The organism is Arcanobacterium phocae, from assembly GCF_900105865.1.
GTDB lineage: Bacteria > Actinomycetota > Actinomycetes > Actinomycetales > Actinomycetaceae > Arcanobacterium > Arcanobacterium phocae.
In genome coordinates this window covers 1,371,343-1,387,682 of the sequence record NZ_LT629804.1, presented here as the reverse complement: position 1 = coordinate 1,387,682, position 16,340 = coordinate 1,371,343, and the positions used below count along the sequence as shown (strand labels likewise).

General features: G+C 50.2%; 15 protein-coding genes. 5 read left to right on the top strand and 10 right to left on the bottom strand.

Annotated elements, in window-relative coordinates; all coding sequences use genetic code 11:
- Positions 1-111 precede the first annotated feature (111 nt).
- From BLT51_RS06205 to lepA, 5 genes are all read right to left on the bottom strand, one after another.
- The gene (locus BLT51_RS06205) at positions 112-531 is read right to left on the bottom strand and encodes a hypothetical protein (RefSeq protein WP_091281145.1); all 420 of its coding nucleotides are present in this window, start codon (positions 529-531) and stop codon (positions 112-114) included.
- A 9-nt stretch (positions 532-540) separates the two neighbouring features.
- Complete coding sequence (locus BLT51_RS06200) at positions 541-747, bottom strand: helix-turn-helix transcriptional regulator (RefSeq protein WP_091281143.1); 207 nt, start codon at positions 745-747, stop codon at positions 541-543.
- A gap of 140 nt (positions 748-887) precedes the next feature.
- Positions 888-2,078 (bottom strand): radical SAM family heme chaperone HemW, encoded by a 1,191-nt coding sequence (hemW, locus tag BLT51_RS06195; RefSeq protein WP_091281140.1) that lies wholly within the window; start codon positions 2,076-2,078, stop codon positions 888-890.
- Positions 2,075-2,893: a tRNA (guanosine(46)-N7)-methyltransferase TrmB gene (trmB, locus tag BLT51_RS06190; RefSeq protein WP_091281138.1), complete on the bottom strand. Its 819-nt coding sequence runs from the start codon at positions 2,891-2,893 to the stop codon at positions 2,075-2,077. The genes hemW and trmB overlap by 4 nt, the downstream gene beginning before the upstream one ends.
- Positions 2,890-4,749: a translation elongation factor 4 gene (lepA, locus tag BLT51_RS06185; RefSeq protein ID WP_091281136.1), complete on the bottom strand. Its 1,860-nt coding sequence runs from the start codon at positions 4,747-4,749 to the stop codon at positions 2,890-2,892. Before lepA ends, trmB begins: the two co-directional genes overlap by 4 nt.
- Positions 4,750-4,826: 77 nt before the next feature.
- Between lepA and BLT51_RS06180 the strand changes: the two genes are divergently transcribed.
- The 4 genes from BLT51_RS06180 (at position 4,827) to rpsT (ending at position 6,976) form a co-directional block, all read left to right on the top strand.
- Entirely contained in the window at positions 4,827-5,426 is a 600-nt protein-coding gene (locus BLT51_RS06180; protein ID WP_091281134.1) for a hypothetical protein, read from the top strand.
- Between the two features lie 39 nt (positions 5,427-5,465).
- Positions 5,466-5,966: a PH domain-containing protein gene (locus tag BLT51_RS06175; RefSeq protein WP_091281131.1), complete on the top strand. Its 501-nt coding sequence runs from the start codon at positions 5,466-5,468 to the stop codon at positions 5,964-5,966.
- A gap of 12 nt (positions 5,967-5,978) precedes the next feature.
- Positions 5,979-6,497: a type II toxin-antitoxin system PemK/MazF family toxin gene (locus BLT51_RS06170; RefSeq protein ID WP_091282639.1), complete on the top strand. Its 519-nt coding sequence runs from the start codon at positions 5,979-5,981 to the stop codon at positions 6,495-6,497.
- 212 nt (positions 6,498-6,709) lie between these two features.
- Positions 6,710-6,976, top strand: a complete 267-nt coding sequence (rpsT, locus tag BLT51_RS06165) for a 30S ribosomal protein S20 (RefSeq protein ID WP_091281128.1) — start codon at positions 6,710-6,712, stop codon at positions 6,974-6,976.
- 82 nt (positions 6,977-7,058) lie between these two features.
- On the opposite strand, the gene holA is transcribed toward rpsT, so the two are convergent.
- The 3 genes from holA to BLT51_RS06150 form a co-directional block, all read right to left on the bottom strand.
- Positions 7,059-8,024, bottom strand: coding sequence for a DNA polymerase III subunit delta (gene holA, locus BLT51_RS06160; protein WP_091281125.1), 966 nt, complete (start codon positions 8,022-8,024; stop codon positions 7,059-7,061).
- 3 nt (positions 8,025-8,027) lie between these two features.
- Positions 8,028-9,194, bottom strand: coding sequence for a ComEC/Rec2 family competence protein (locus BLT51_RS06155; protein ID WP_157672938.1), 1,167 nt, complete (start codon positions 9,192-9,194; stop codon positions 8,028-8,030).
- Between the two features lie 264 nt (positions 9,195-9,458).
- A complete protein-coding gene (locus tag BLT51_RS06150; RefSeq protein WP_172801330.1) occupies positions 9,459-10,301 on the bottom strand; it encodes a ComEA family DNA-binding protein in 843 nt (280 codons plus the stop codon).
- Between the two features lie 136 nt (positions 10,302-10,437).
- Between BLT51_RS06150 and BLT51_RS06145 the strand changes: the two genes are divergently transcribed.
- Positions 10,438-12,162 (top strand): helicase HerA-like domain-containing protein, encoded by a 1,725-nt coding sequence (locus BLT51_RS06145; protein WP_091281118.1) that lies wholly within the window; start codon positions 10,438-10,440, stop codon positions 12,160-12,162.
- 81 nt (positions 12,163-12,243) lie between these two features.
- On the opposite strand, the gene BLT51_RS06140 is transcribed toward BLT51_RS06145, so the two are convergent.
- Complete coding sequence (locus tag BLT51_RS06140; RefSeq protein ID WP_231943916.1) at positions 12,244-13,206, bottom strand: aldose 1-epimerase; 963 nt, start codon at positions 13,204-13,206, stop codon at positions 12,244-12,246.
- 215 nt (positions 13,207-13,421) lie between these two features.
- A complete protein-coding gene (gene leuS / locus BLT51_RS06135) occupies positions 13,422-16,301 on the bottom strand; it encodes a leucine--tRNA ligase (RefSeq protein ID WP_091281115.1) in 2,880 nt (959 codons plus the stop codon).
- Between the last annotated feature and the right edge of the window lie 39 nt (positions 16,302-16,340).

The window sequence follows — 16,340 nt, the reverse complement described above, 5'->3', positions numbered from 1 at the left end:
GTGACTTTCTATTCGCAAAATAGCAACACGTTGCTGTTGTGCAAATGAAGGTTCGATGAATCTGTGACTCGTTGTTCTATCGAACCGCGCGGTAAAGAAGCCGCCAAAACTCTACTTGATCTTATGCCAGCTCTTGGCAACAAGTTTTTGTAAGCGCTCCTGATTGCCCATCGTGACATTCCCTGAATAGTGCACCTCGTAGCTATATTCCTTACCTAGATGAGTAAGGCGAATAATTGATTTATTCCGGTGTTCTTCGACAGAAAATTCGTCGATTTCATGCCACGGGATTAACAGGAACTGGGTACCATCGCTGAATCCAAATTCTTTTTCATGGACACCTTTTTCATCAAAATATAGGATGAATTCTCGCGAAGAATCCACGACGAAATACATGACGGATAACAGAAGTTTGAGTAGACCTTTAGGAACCGAGTTATGTTTGAGCACAACTAGATATGAATCTGTATCACCAAAGCTTTCCTTGACTTGTCGCGCGATATCCCGGCTATTGGTAGTAAATAATCCCATTTTTGCTTCCTATTCAACTAAAAAGACGTCAGTAAATTTTTGTTCGAGCACAGCAGATATTTTGTAGGCAGTTTCCAGCGTCGGGCTGATCGTGTTATTTTCGTAGGCCATAATGGAGCGCCGTTTTAATCCGACTGCTTTAGCCAACCGATGCTGTGAAAGTCCTTGTTGTTTTCGAAACTCTGCGATCCGGTTTTTTATGATCGGTTCAGGCATTCTCACCTCACACTTCAGTACTAGACGATCCCCAAACTTTTCTTGGTTACATTTATAGTACCATTTTGGTTACATTTATAGTACCGAATTCCGTAACAATTTACTGCAGCGGTGTCAGACAAAAGGATGGTAGCAATAGTTCACCACAAGGCGCGAATAACAGTATCCGCCAGTAATCGCCCGCGTAAAGTCAATACAATCCGCCCACCCAGCGCAGTAGCCGGGTCTATAAGCTCATCAGCAATAAGGCCGGCAATCACACGTGGTTGCGTCCCTTCAGGAACAGCAATCCCTTCAGACAGCCGCACGCCCAGCATAATTGTTTCTTCACGCCGTTCAGTATCCGTGAGATGCTCCACATCAGCAACCGGCAAATTTCCTGCCAGAAGATGTTGCGCATATGCTCCTGGATGTTTCACATTCCAAAACCGCGTACCGTTGATATGGCTATGCGCACCCGGGCCGTAACCCCACCAGTTAGTATTACGCCAATACGCCAAATTATGCCGAGAGTGCTTCCCAGGCTTAGCCCAGTTCGATACCTCATACCAGGAATAGCCTGCTGCGCTCAACGTCGCCGCAGCCATTTCATATTTTGCCGCCTGCTCATCTGGATCAGTATCTGGCAATTCACCGCGCCGCACCTGCCGGCCCATCGCAGTACCTGGTTCAATCGTTAGTCCGTAGGCTGAAATATGCCCAGGCTCTAGTGCAATCGCGGTATCAAGAGACGCCTGCCAATCTGCTCGGCTCTCCCCTGGCGCACCGTAGATCAAGTCCACGGAAAACTCTAACCCGACCTCACGTGCCCAGTGCGTCACCTTGGTTACTTGTCCCGGGGTGTGCTGTCGTTCTAACGTGGCCAGCACATGCGGAACGGCACTTTGCATACCGAAAGATACGCGGGTGAATCCACCATCTTTTAAGATTTGTAGGGCCTGACGATCCACCGTTTCCGGGTTAGCTTCGGTTGTGATTTCAGCGCCATCGACGACGCCGAACTGCTCACGCAGCTTATCTAGCACTGCAACGAGTTGGCTCGCATTGAGCATGGTTGGTGTACCACCACCAAAAAAGATGGACGTCAATGCGGGTCTTTCTTCATGGCCAGTCAGGTACTGTGCCGAGCTTTTGATTTCTCGAACCAAAGACTCATGGTAATCGCTAACCGAAGCCCCCGCACCAAAATCAGTATTGGTATAGGTATTGAAATCGCAGTACCCGCAACGCACCCGGCAAAACGGGATATGAACGTATGCGCCAAACCCCTCACTAACGTCTGCGTTAGACAACGATAGTGTGCGGGCTGGTTTAGGTGATACCCCGATCACGGCAATGTTATAGTCTGTGCTTCCGACGACGGCGTAGCACACACATCATGAATTGTGCGGCCGGCATCAATACCGCGCTGTTCGAAGCGGGTCATGATTCGCCCGGTCCACCGTGGCGCAAATCCGCCAACGAAATCGCCTTCGTCGTTCGGATCAGGATTCTCCCCTGGATGCAGATTCGTCAGGCATTCACTGCGCTCAATAACGTCACGCATCTGCCAGGCGTAGTTATCCCAATCGGTGGCCATACGCCAGATACCGTCGTCAGCCAACACGCCAGCAATGGTACGAGTAAACGCATCATTAACAATCCGGCGCTTGTGATGGCGGGTCTTACGCCACGGATCGGGAAAGAACGTCCACACTTCCACAGCCCGCGGATTAGGAACCTCAACGTCGGTGCGGAAAATAATCGGCAATGTCTGAGCAGCATCAGCTTCCATCACGCGAACGTTCTCCACACCTTCGCGCATGGCAGCGTTCACACACCGTGCCACACCAGGTGCCCATGCTTCTAATGCAAGAAAATTCCGCTCCGGATGCGCCTTCGCCTGAGAAATAAGCTGTTCGCCAGAGCCTGGTCCGATCTCCACCACAAGCGGCGCAACTCGACCAAAGGCGTCTACCAGATCAATAAACGCATCGTCAGCAATCGTCGTCTGGGCTTCACCGGCCGGATAGTCAATCACATAATGCGGGCCATATTCGGCCATAACTTTTTCAAACTTATCCCCTAACCGCGATCCACGCCGGGTAAAGGAGATAATGCGTCCGTAGTTCTTGTTACGTTCAGTGGGCTCGTTCGTCGTCGTCACTTTTTCTTCGCCTCCGGCATGTCTGAAGCCAACGCTGCCACAAACGCTTCTTGTGGAACGTCAACTCGGCCAATCGACTTCATTCGCTTCTTACCGGCCTTCTGCTTCTCAAGCAACTTACGCTTACGAGTAACGTCACCGCCATAGCACTTCGCCAACATATCCTTGCGCAACGCCTTAATCGTTTCACGCGCAATAACACGCGTACCAATCGCAGCCTGCACCGGAATTTCGAACTGCTGACGCGGAATCAGCGCCTTGAGCTTAGCGGTCATCTCAACACCGTAATGGTAGGCGGCATCGCGGTGAACAATAGCGGAAAAAGCATCCACTGTCTCGCCGTTGAGCAAGATATTGACCTTAACCAAATCAGCAGTCTGCTCCCCCTCTTCCTTGTAGTCAAGGGACGCATAACCCTTAGTCCGGGACTTGAGCTGATCGAAGAAATCAGTCACGATCTCAGCTAACGGCAACTTGTAGTGTAACTCGACGCGGTCTTCGGACAGGTAATCCATCCCGCCCATAATTCCACGGCGTTGCTGACACAATTCCATGACTGAACCAACATAGTCCTTCGGCGTCAAAATCGTGGCTTCTACCAACGGTTCATAAATCGCCTTAATCTTGCCGTCAGGAAACTCCGACGGGTTAGCCACTATATGCTCTTCGCCAGCATCCGTCACTACTCGGTAGATAACTGATGGCGCGGTAGCAATAAGATCAAGATCAAACTCGCGTTCGAGTCGTTCCCGGACAATTTCCAAATGTAACAGTCCCAAGAAGCCACATCGGAAACCAAAACCGAGGGCCACCGAGTTTTCTGGTTCATACGTCAATGCGGCGTCGTTGAGCTTAAGCTTTTCTAGCGCGTCACGCAATGCTGGATAATCCGAACCATCAATAGGGTAAATACCAGAGAACACCATCGGTTTCGGATCGCGATATCCGGCCAATGCTTCATCGGCGGGCTTGCGCAAGTCTGTAACGGTATCACCCACACGCGACTGGCGAACGTCTTTCACACCAGTGATGAGGTAGCCGACCTCACCCACGCCCAGGCCCTTAGATGGCATCGGCTCTGGCGATATGACGCCAATCTCAAGTAACTCGTGCGTAGTATTCGTGGCCATCATCGATACCCGCTGACGCGGCTCGAGTTGTCCATCAACAACGCGAACGTAGGTCACCACGCCACGGTATGAATCGTAGACCGAATCAAAAATCATGGCACGCGTAGGCGCATCCGGGTTACCAACCGGCGATGGCACTTCTAGGACAATCCGATCGAGGAGTTCATCGACGCCTTGACCAGTTTTTCCAGATACCCGAATCACACTGTCCGGATCGACGCCAAGGAGTGCACCGATCTCGGCTGCATACTTATCTGGATTTGCAGCTGGCAAGTCGATCTTGTTCAACACTGGAATAATAACCAGATCGTTTTCCATCGCCATGTAGAGGTTAGCGAGCGTCTGCGCCTCGATGCCTTGTGCTGCGTCGACAAGCAAAATCGCACCCTCACATGCGGCAAGGGATCGGGAAACCTCATACGAAAAGTCAACGTGTCCCGGCGTATCGATCATATTCAGCGCGTAAGCACTCTTATCAACCGACCATGGCATACGCACTGCCTGAGATTTAATCGTAATACCGCGTTCGCGCTCAATATCCATGCGATCGAGGTATTGCGCACGCATATCGCGTTCGGCTACCACACCTGTTAATTGCAACATCCGGTCAGCCAAGGTCGATTTCCCATGGTCGATATGCGCAATGATGCAAAAATTTCGGATCCGCGATGGATCAGTGGCGGCGGGCTCGATAGCTTTGAGCTCAGCGGCAGTTGATACAGGCACGTGTTCTCCTTTTCATATAGTCGATTTAACGATACCAGCGGTCAGCAACCTTGCGCTCTAAGTGGCACACTTAGGTTATGAGTATCACCGCAGGTTCGTTACAGTATCTACTTCCGATTATCGAACGCATCGTTCGTTTCCCTGGCAAAATCGTGGTTGTTGCCTCGGGCATCGTCACGGCTCTTGCGCTAGCCATGGGTTGGGCTGCTGGTCGCACAGCTGAGTCAGTTGTCTCGTGGTGGCCGTTTATCATATCGGTTATTTTTGCCGTTGCGGTCGCCACTTTTGGCGTACTGCGATTTCGATTAGCGCAAGCGGTTGATTCGTCGATAGATAAAATGACGCAGTCGCTCGCTGGTTCCGATGACGTGACAATCATTAATCCGGACGGGACCTACGTTGATGCTAATACACACACCTTCGACGACGAAGTAGCGCGCGTTCGCGCTAGCCAACGCCGACGTGACGCCCAAGCCGCCGCTGCACATAAACGAAATGTTTTCTTCCCGCGAATCGAAGCTGCTCAGCGAGCCGCCATTGCCGGGGCTGGTGGCGTTGAGAATGCCCCTTATTTAAAATACGACGTACGTATCATTCTACTGAGCGCGATTCTCAGTATCGTAGCTATTCCAGTTGGAATTTTTACGTTCGTTGTTTCTCTCATTATCTGGCTGTGATTATTAGAGATACTCGTAAGATATGGCAGAATCACTAGTATGGCTTTTCCGGAAAGATTACTCGGACGCGATGAACACGTCGTCCGTCATATGCGTGAGCATCCTAAAACATTGTTCTGGCACGGATGCGGGCTAGTATTCATCGCTATCATCGCGATGTTATTGATCTACTTTTTACCAGCGTCGTTGCGTCCATGGTCGACATGGGTTGTCATCGGATTCGCTGGTTTTGCAGCTATCGTTGTGTGGGTTGTTCCGTGGTTGCGGTGGTCTACAGCTACCTACACCATCACGAATCGTCGAATTATTACCCGGTCTGGAATTTTTTCGAAGTCCGGCCACGATATTCCGCTCTCCCGGATCTCAAATGTTGCCTACGACCAGGGCATCCTAGATCGTCTCGTTGGCGCTGGAACATTGATTTTGGAAACCTCCGCAAGTGAGCCGCTAACTCTCCAAGATGTTCCATCAATCAATCGCGTTCACGTCGAGCTCACTGAGCTTCTATTTGCTGACGACGACGCCGACGCAGAGGACTGATCAATCGTGAAGATGTGGCGAACGATAGCGAAGATACTTCTTGATGTTGGCAAACGTGTTGTAACAGATCAGACCAGCACGCCTTCGTTAGGGCTTCCTGGCCCGCGCGATCAAGCTATCGTCTATGACGTCACAACTCTAGGAGAACCAGATTTTTCTTATCATCCAGTCAAGGATGCTATTCCTGATCCAGGCGAAGTAGTGTGGACATGGGTTCCATACGAGGAGAATGATGGGCGAGGTAAAGACCGTCCGGTTCTGGTCGTAGCCGCGCACGGCAGTGATCATGTGGTATTTGCCCAAACAACATCAAAGGATCACGACCGTGATGCCCAAGACGAGGCCCGTTGGGGCCGATACTGGATGGATATCGGTTCCGGGAATTGGGATGCTCGTCGTCGTCCGTCAGAGGTCAGACTCAACCGGCTTATGATCGTTCATATCAATCAGGTACGCCGCACTGGCGGCCAGTTGGAGCGCCGTATTTTTGTCCGCGTCATCGCTGAAATTAAGAAGTATCTGCACTCATAAGTGATGGGTTACACGCTATCGTCGTCGTCGAACAACACTTGACCTGATAGACTAACGCTTGGACTTTATTTACCTGGTCGGGTAATGAGTCCGGCCTCGATTCATAACCACGGGTGTCCCCACGCCTTACAGTCCGGATCAGGCAATCCCTCACCGACCGTATTCCTTTCGTGTCTGCCAGCCAGCATTCACGAGAAATGAAAGAGATTCACGTGGCAAACATCAAGTCCCAAAAGAAGCGCATCAAGACCAACGAGAAGCGCCGTGTCCGTAACCAGGCTTACAAGTCCGAGCTTAAGACGCTCGTTCGTAAGACTCGCGAAGCTATCGCCACTGGCGATGTGGAAGTTGCAACCGACGCCCTCAAGGTCACCAGCCGCAAGCTGGATAAGGCTGTTTCTAAGGGTATTATCCACAAGAACCAGGCTGCTAACCGTAAGTCGAAGCTCGCCGTTCAGGTAGCTAAACTCGGCAAGTAGTATCTTCGCGTTCTAACGCAAGGAAATAGCGGTGGCTGGACATATTTTGTCCAGCCACCGTTTATATGTATATCAGCTTATTTCACGCGCGAATCTTACGTGCACGTCCCACATCCAAAATTCCGCGTTCAAGTGCGTAACCAGGATCTCGTGAGCCACCTTTAACATCTGCGTCAGCCCGGGCTATCGCTGAAATTGCTGCGGCTAGACCGGGTGCCGTCCACCCACGCAAGTCTCGTTTTGCTCGGTCTGCCATCCATGGAACGATAGATACTTTGGTGTCAATTGTTCCTGAGCGTTGCCCTAGAATATGTGCCATTGTGCGCAACTTTGCAGAAATAGCGCCCAATATCGCAGTGTGGGTAGCACCAGTAGCTAGGGCGTGCCGAGCTAACTTCACAGCTTCTCCTACGTTCCCAGCGATCAATGCGTCCGCCACGGTGAATCCTTTAGCTTCGATACGTCCAGAGAAATACGTGTGGATATTTTCTTCAGTAATTAGACCATCGACATCAGCTAGCAGTTGTTGAACAGCAGCTAACAATTCCCGTACATCAGATCCGACTGCTTCGATCAGCGCACCGATGGCCTCTGGAGTCATCTTTCGGCCAGCTGCCCGGATATCTGCAGTGACTGCCTGAACTTTATCCCGCTGGGTCTTCACAGCCGCAATTTTAGTTGTTGGCACGTTGTTTTTAGCTAATGTTTGAAGTATTTTTTTACCACGCGCTCCACCATTATGCTGCAGTACGAGAACTACGTCAGGTTCCGGGAACTGCAGATATGTCAGTAAGTCTTCTTGCAGTGCATTCGTTAGAGTTTCTAATTGCCGGATCAAAATTAACCGCCGCTCGCCAAATAAGGAGGGTGAAGCGACTGCACTGAGGTAGCCTCCGCTGTATGAATTTGCGTCAATTTCAATCACATCAGTGTTTAGGTCAATTTCTCGCGCTTGCCGCTTGATAAGTGCTACCGCACGATCGGCATATACCGGTTCGGCAGACTGTATGAGAAGCACTGGCGCCAGTCGTATCTGATCCCATGTCATGCGTTATCCCCTGCCTAAACTGCGTTGATCGCTTGGCCGATATCTGAGTAATAGAAAAATAATAATACCCAGAGCGACAGCGTTTATTACTACTGTGACTATAGGCGAATATTCTACGCTTGGAAACATGTGAACAACAATGTTCATCCACCAAGTGCATATTCCAGCACAGGAGAAAAGGACAGTGCCAACTATCGGCATTATTGGCGCTAATAGGCCACCTGCTAGACCTAAAATTGTCAGTGGTGCAACCACAGGCGCGATAAGAGCGTTAGCAAGTATCGTCCAGACTGATAGAGAATCTTGAATAGTTACGAGCAACGGTGCAGTAGCCACACCGGCTAAAAATGGGATTCCGATCGCGTCAGCAAGGAACGGCGGGATTAAAGCACTTAAAATTGAATGAATGTATCCGCTTCCAATCACGATTGCTGCTACTGCCACAACGGAAAGCTGAAATCCGAGACTTCTAACAAGGCTTGGTTGTAAGAGTGATACTGCCATTACCGTAATTGACAATAAAGGCATTGCGCTGGCCGTATATCTTTGCCCAAGTCCTAAGCAGAAGAGCATTCCCATTATTACAGCTCTGCTGACAGACGGCTCTGGCGATACTAGCGTAGTTAGTAGATATACCGCGAGCGCGGCCGTAGTGCCGGTAAGTAGTGGTTGACGTTTTCCTATTACGAGCAAAACCAGCCCGATCATTAATGAAATATGTGAACCAGATACCGCCGTCAAATGAGATAGTCCGAGATTGCGCATGTCTCTTTTCATATCTGACGGCAATCGAGAATCATCTCCGACGGCAATACCTGGTATCAGAGAATCATGATGGTTAACGGTGGAATGGGCATAATCCATCAGGGCATCATGTACCCGATTAACATAGTGATTCCAGCCGTTGGCCGGGTAGGTCACAGTTATGGCATGCGCTTGTAGCTGGGCGTCACTGCGTTCGGCATAGTTGTTTTGTTGAAGGTGTCCGCGAGTTTGGATAGCGTCAAATCTATTCGGGCACGAAGACGTGGCAACGTGTGCGTGTAGACGGTATCGGTACTGGTATGTCGTCCCAGATACGACTACTGAAGAAGTAGTTAGGATGAAGTCACAACCACCATTTTTGCTAATGGGATAAGATTTGATAATGCCGGATACGCGGATTGTCATATTACCTGATATAGCCTTATCGATTAGCTGATGCGATGGCGCAAGTGCGTAAGAATATGTTGTTGCGCAGGTGCACAGAGTGCACACACTTGCTATCACCATAGACGGGACGATACTCGATGGATATTTACTTAGCACCAGTGACACCAGTAAGGTAACAAGTGCTATACCAAGTACATATGGTTGGCCTTCTATTGGAATAGTAGCGGCGATCCACATAGAGAGCGCCGGAATTAACAAGCGACAATCATGGGCTCTCATCAGTTATCCTATGCGGATATACTCTTGGAGGCGCTCGAGAGTTTTCAGACCGATTCCAGGCACTTCAGTTAGTTGTTCGAGGTGCGCGAATTTCCCATGTTCTTGCCGCCATTTCACAATTGCCTGGGCCGTAGCAGGTCCTATTCCGGGCACTGATTGTAAAGTTGTGCTATCTGCCGTGTTGATATCGACTTTCGGATCTCTGTTTTGTTGTTCTGATACAGTTGCCTCTTGTTCCCTTGCTTCCTCTCCCACTTTCGGGACATGAATGTGTTCTGCATCTGTAACGGTAGCGGCAAGATTAATTCTAGTTAGATCTGCGTTCTCTAGAGCTCCCCCAGCTGCTTCAACAGCCTCGTTCACTCGAGCCTGAGCTCCAAGAGAAACAATGCCTGGTTTGTTTACGGCACCAGAAACGTACACAACAATATTTTGGTCTTTCTCGTTGCTAGCTGGTTGTTTTTCCGGTTCAGCGGTTTCTGTTGGCTGTGAAGATTCTTGAGGTATTGGGCGAGGCACCTCTGCGTGTCCCTTTTCTGAGGACTGGATAAGAGTAGTTGTGACAACTACTAGTGTTATTAGGACGACGACGATGGCAACGATCCGTGCCGCATCTGAACTCCACTTCATTCTTATGTTTTTTCCAGTATCGCCCATGGCGGCGATATCACGACCAGCTCCCATTGACAATGCTGCCGCAGTTAGCTGTTCTAGACGCTCACTAGTAGCGCGAGTAGTTCCGGCGCTTTCACGTTGTATGTTGGCATATCCAATTCTGGTGTGCGGGCTACGGCGTAAGCTACCTGTTTGGGATCCATGACGACGTTTGGGCGGTGGTGTTTTCATATTCATGAGTATCGTACCGATCGCCGTCGTAAATATTCAGACACAAAAAGTGGTGGAAAACAATCAAAGTACACAACACTGTGGATTAAACACTGACATAGCTGATCTTTGGGAGGCGTGAAGTAACATAGGCTCTATGACCACTCAAGCAGAACTCGCGCGTTTGAAAGCACAAGCATTAGCTGCCCAAGCACAAGCAAAAGCAGCCCAGGCAGCCGCCGCACAAGCAGCATTAGAAGCTGCCCAAGCAGAATCTCTCAGCTATCAGAACACTGTGAAAACCGGATATAGTTTCGAATCCAGTTCTTTTACGCTTGGCGCATACCTTTCTGGAAATCATCCTATGCCGGGCGTGACTGTCAATATCCCTATTGGAATGCTTAACCGGCATGGTCTTATAACAGGCGCAACGGGAACAGGAAAGACCCGGACGCTACAGCTTATTGCCGAAGGTCTCTCGCGTGCAGGTGTTCCTGTTTTCCTGACGGACATCAAAGGAGATTTGAGTGGCCTCGCGGAACTTGGCACAAATACTGAAAAACTAGATGCCCGGATCGCAGAACAAGGACAACCCTGGGAAGCACAAAGTTTTCCTACCGAGTTCTACAGTCTTGGCGGTCATGGGAAAGGTATTCCCATTCGTACGACGGTTTCAGATTTCGGCCCGCTTCTTTTCGCGAAAGTACTCGGCCTGAACGATACTCAAGAATCTGCTCTCTCCTTAATCTTCCATTGGGCTGATCAAGAACGCTTAGCGTTAATCGATCTTCAAGATTTACGTGCAGTGGTCTCATACCTAACAAGCGATGAAGGCAAGGACGAGCTCCTTGATATTGGTGGAATTGCCCGTGCCACAGCCGGGGTTATTCTCCGAAAAGTTAGCGAGCTCCAAGCCCAAGGCGCAGAGGAATTCTTTGGTGAACCCGCTTTTGATGTTGCGGATCTAATCCGGCATACGCCAGAAGGATACGGCATAATCTCTGCTCTCGAACTGCCGGATGTGCAGTCTCGGCCAGCGCTATTTTCAACGTTTGTTATGTGGCTGCTGGCCGAATTATTCGAGACATTACCCGAACGCGGTGACGCAGATCTACCTAAACTCGTCTTCTTCTTCGACGAAGCACACTTGCTATTTAACGATGCTTCGGCACAATTCGTAGACCTCGTTGTGCAAACGGTGCGGCTCATTCGATCGAAGGGAGTAGGAATTTTCTTCGTTACTCAAACACCAAAGGATTTACCAGACGACGTACTCGGACAGCTTGGCGCCAAGATACAACACGCACTGCGCGCCCACACCCCGAATGATATGAAGAAGTTGCGGGAAACCGTGAAGACTTTTCCGGTGTCCCCTATTGACCTTGAAACCGTACTACCGAGTTTAGGCACCGGAGAAGCAATTGTTACATTGCTAGATGATCACGGACGGCCAACTCCCGTTACTCCTACTAGAATTTGGGCACCAGCTGCGTCAATGGGCGTTGCTTCTGATAAGACTTTCACACAGACTATCGAACAATCAACAACACGGGGAAAATATCAAACTCCAGTGGATCCAGAATCAGCCTACGAGCTCCTCCAAGCACGTATTGCAGCTGAACAGGCTGCTGAGATTAATCTGCGTACTCAAGAAGAAGCGAAGAAAGAACAGGAAAAACTTGTGCGGGAGCTAGCGAAGCAAGTAGCTGCAGAAGAAAAAGCTGCGCAAAAACAGCGCGACTATGAATTGAGACAAGCACAGAAAGAAATCCTACGACAACGAAAGCGCCAAGAGTCTATGCTTGATTCCATCGTAAAATCTGCTGGCCGGACGTTAGCAAAAGAGATCACTCGCGGATTATTCGGCAATCGGCGTCGCTGATTTTCTAAGAGCCAAGTTATACAGCATTGCGGGGCACTCCTTACATGGAGTGCCCCGCAACAGTATACGAATGGTATTGACTTACTTGTGATACGTCAGTGTGACAGTTAATGTACGCGACGTTCCAGGAGCGAGAACGATCGAACCTGCCGCATCAGGACGGTTGAAAGCGTCTGCTACATGCGAGAGTGGTTCAACAGCTATCGAGCCACGAACATTACGCAATGCGCCATCTGCGGTGTAGATATGGACAAGCGGTGCCTCGGCAGGTTCCTGCACGATATCGATGCGAGAATTGGTTGATGGATCACGAAGAACTGTTGTCACGACGCCATTTTCATCTGGGATGAGACCACGGAAAGAGGTGTCAAGTACCGTGGAGCCGAGGAAATCAAGTTGATATGGCGCCTTAATCCCGGCATAAGCGGCCTCGCCAGGGCGTGGCACAAGATGCGAGTCGAATACAATGCGGGTCCGCGCTGGAATCGTCAGGGACATATTTGAGGCCCGTGAGCCTGGGAAATGCAGGTAGGGATGCCAACCGATTGCGAATGGGATGCCATGTGGATAGTCGTGGCGAGCATCAAATGATACAGTCAAGTGTTCTTCACCATCGGCGCCTGCATCGAGCGAAAAAATAACAGAAAGCTCGAACGTCCACGGATATCCAGCAGAACCCGGGAACGTATAGGTTAATGTCAGAGCGCCCTCAGTGTTGGTTGCGGTAAAATCCGCTTCTCCTACCAAGCCATGTGCAGCGCCTTCCGGTAGCTCATTAACAGTGTATGTTTCGCCGTCGAAAACGTACGAAGAACCAGTTAGTCGCCCTGGCCAAGGTGCCATAACTTTTGAACGAGCATCGCGTCCGTCTTCCATTTCCGCACGGGTTTCATATCCATCAACAATGTTAAACCCCGGACGAGGCTCCCACGATAATAGCGTTGCGCCCCGCTCAGCAACCACTGCTGTTGCTCCAGTAGCGGACGTGAGTCTCCACGCCGGCAACCCATCAAAATCGGTTGCTTCGATCGTTGTACCAGCCATTGACACCACAGCCACTCGCTTTCCACTAGTAATTATATATCCGCACCATTACGGGTATTGGTTTTCGTAATAGTTTACTATCTTTTCAGTATAAAAAGATAACCCTATTCGTTATTCTCTGCATTTTGCTTGGAAGTGACGTCATTTTCCAATCAAGCCCTCTGTTTACACAGAGAAAAACGTGGTAGAGGGATTGGCCTCTACCACGTTTTTGCTCACGGAACGATGTTGACTAATTTCGGAGCCCGGATAATAACTTTGCGCGGTGCGCCGTCAAGATACTGGCTTATCTTATCTGATGCCAATGCCAATGCCTCTAGATCCGCATCGGAGATATTGGTCGGGACCTCAAGCCGATCACGGACTTTACCTTTAACTTGCACGACGCATGTCACGGTGTCGTCAACCAGCAAAGATTCATCAGTAACCTGCGGGAACGGAGCATAAGCGATCGAATCTGCGTGTCCCAACCGCTTCCACAGTTCCTCCGCAATGTGTGGCGCAACTGGAGAAACCAGCAATGTAAGTGTCTCTGCCACCTCTCGAGTAACAGGCTTACCAGTAACATGGTTGTTCAAAACGATGATTCGCGCAATAGCAGTGTTAATTCGCATCGCTTCAAATTCTGCCCGTACGTCATTAATTGTTCGAGCCATGACTTTCGCAGTTTCATGGTCCGTCGGTTCATCGACAATAACCAACTCGCCGGTTTGTTCATCAACGATATTTCGCCACAACCGTTGCAAGAATCGTTGTGCGCCGACGACGGCACGAGTTTCCCATGGCCGATCAGCATCAAGCGGCCCCATGGACATCTCGTAGACACGGAATGTATCGGCACCATACTGCTCTGCCATATCATCTGGAGTGACAATATTCTTTAGCGACTTGCCCATCTTGCCGTATTCGCGGTTTACTGGCTGTCCGTTCCATTCGAACGTTACTTCACCAGATCCATCGCTAGCTGGAACTTCAACGACTTCATCAGCTGGAACATACTGTCCACGTGAATCGGTGTACGCATATGCCTGTACATAGCCTTGGTTGAAGAGCTTGTGGAATGGCTCGCTTGAGCTCAAATATCCGAGATCAAACAGAACCTTGTGCCAGAACCGGGCATAGAGCAGGTGCAAAACCGCGTGCTCAACACCACCGATATACAGATCGGTACCACCGGCAGGCTTTCCTTCCTGCGGTCCCATCCAGTACGCTTCATTTTCCGGCGCAATGAATTGCTGAGTGTTGAGCGGGTCAATATAGCGCAGTTCGTACCAGCATGAACCAGCCCAATTCGGCATAGTGTTTGTTTCACGGGTGTACTTCTTCAAGCCATCACCCAGGTCGAGCTCAACATTGACCCAATCGGTCAAGCGGCCCAACGGCGGTTCTGGTTCTGAATCAGCATCCTCTGGATCAAACGACCGAGGCGAATAGTCTGGCGTGTCTGGCAGTTCAACTGGGAGCATCGAATCTGGCAGGGAGTGTGCGTTACCCTCTTCATCATAAACGATCGGGAATGGTTCGCCCCAGTAACGCTGCCGGGAGAATAACCAATCGCGTAGACGGTAGGTAATAGCGGCCTTGCCTACTCCTTTTTCCTCTAGCCATGCTGTCATCTTCGCTTTACCTGCGTCTTTGTCTAAGCCGTTCAGCGAGATTTCATCATTAGCAGAGTTAATAATTGGCCCGTCTTCAGTCCACGCTGATTCACCATCAAAATCAGCTGGTGTTTCAATCGTTGGGATAATCGAAACATTGTAGGTACGCGCAAAATCAAAGTCACGCTGATCTCCTGATGGGACCGCCATAATAGCGCCCGTACCGTATCCCATCATCACGTAATCTGCAGTGAATACCGGGATAAGATCACCATTAACTGGGTTGGTAGCAAAAATACCTGTAAACACACCGGTTTTGGTTTTTTCGACGTCGGCGCGCTCCTTATCAGACTTTCGCGAAGCAGCACGCTGATAGTCTTTCACCGCAGTCATTGGATCCGCAGCACCGCCAGTCCATTCGGTGCGGGTCTCAGCTGGCCATTGCCCTGGGATTGCTTCCGCGTTCAGCATCGGGTGTTCCGGCGAAACTACCATAAATGTCGCACCAAACAAGGTATCTGGACGGGTAGTGAACACTGTGAGCGTATGATCGCCGTCGGCGCCATGCGCAGTGAAGTCTACGTGCGCACCGTGAGATTTTCCGATCCAGTTACGTTGCATTGACCGGACTTTTTCTGGCCAATCAACTTTATCTAGGTCCGCAGCTAAACGATCAGAATAGGCGGTAATTCGCATCATCCACTGCCGAAGCTTGCGCTTGAAAACTGGATAGTTGCCACGCTCAGACCGGCCGTCTGCCGTTACTTCTTCATTCGCTAACACGGTTCCCAATCCTGGTGCCCAGTTGACCGGCGCATAATCGATGTACGCCAAGCGTCGGCTGTCAACAGCGTTACGGCGTTGTTCCGCAGTCATGTCTGCCCATGGAGCGCCATCCGGAGTTGGGATCGAACCATCTTTATAACCAGCGATGAGTTCGGCGATTGGCCGCGCCCGTCCTGTTGTCCCAGGCTCACGACCAGGAACTTGTTCGTCATACCATGAATTAAAGATCTGAGAGAAGATCCATTGCGTCCATCCCACAAAGATCGTGTCAGTGGTTGCAACTGACCGACGCTTTTCGTGCGACATTCCCAAACGCCGTAACTGTGAACGCATATTGTCAATGTTTTGCTCGGTGGTAATGCGCGGATGCTGTCCGGTCTGGACTGCATATTGCTCTGCTGGCAAACCAAACGCATCAAATCCCATCGTGTAGAGCACATTCTTGCCCTGCATACGGTGATAACGCGCTAAACAATCGGTTGCGATAAAGCCAAGTGGGTGCCCGACGTGGAGTCCTTTGCCAGATGGGTACGGGAACATATCAAGCAAGAAATACGTTTCGTCAGCTAGCTTTCCAGCTCCCGCAAGCTCGCCAACTGGATTTGGCGCATTAAATGTTTCGTCACTTTCCCACCGGTCTTGCCACGACGCTTCGATCGTGTTGGCAAGTTCGGCAGTGTAGCGGTATGGAAAGCTATCTGGTGCCGACATGATTCTCCTTAGTATGTTACCCAAAACTAGTAATACCAA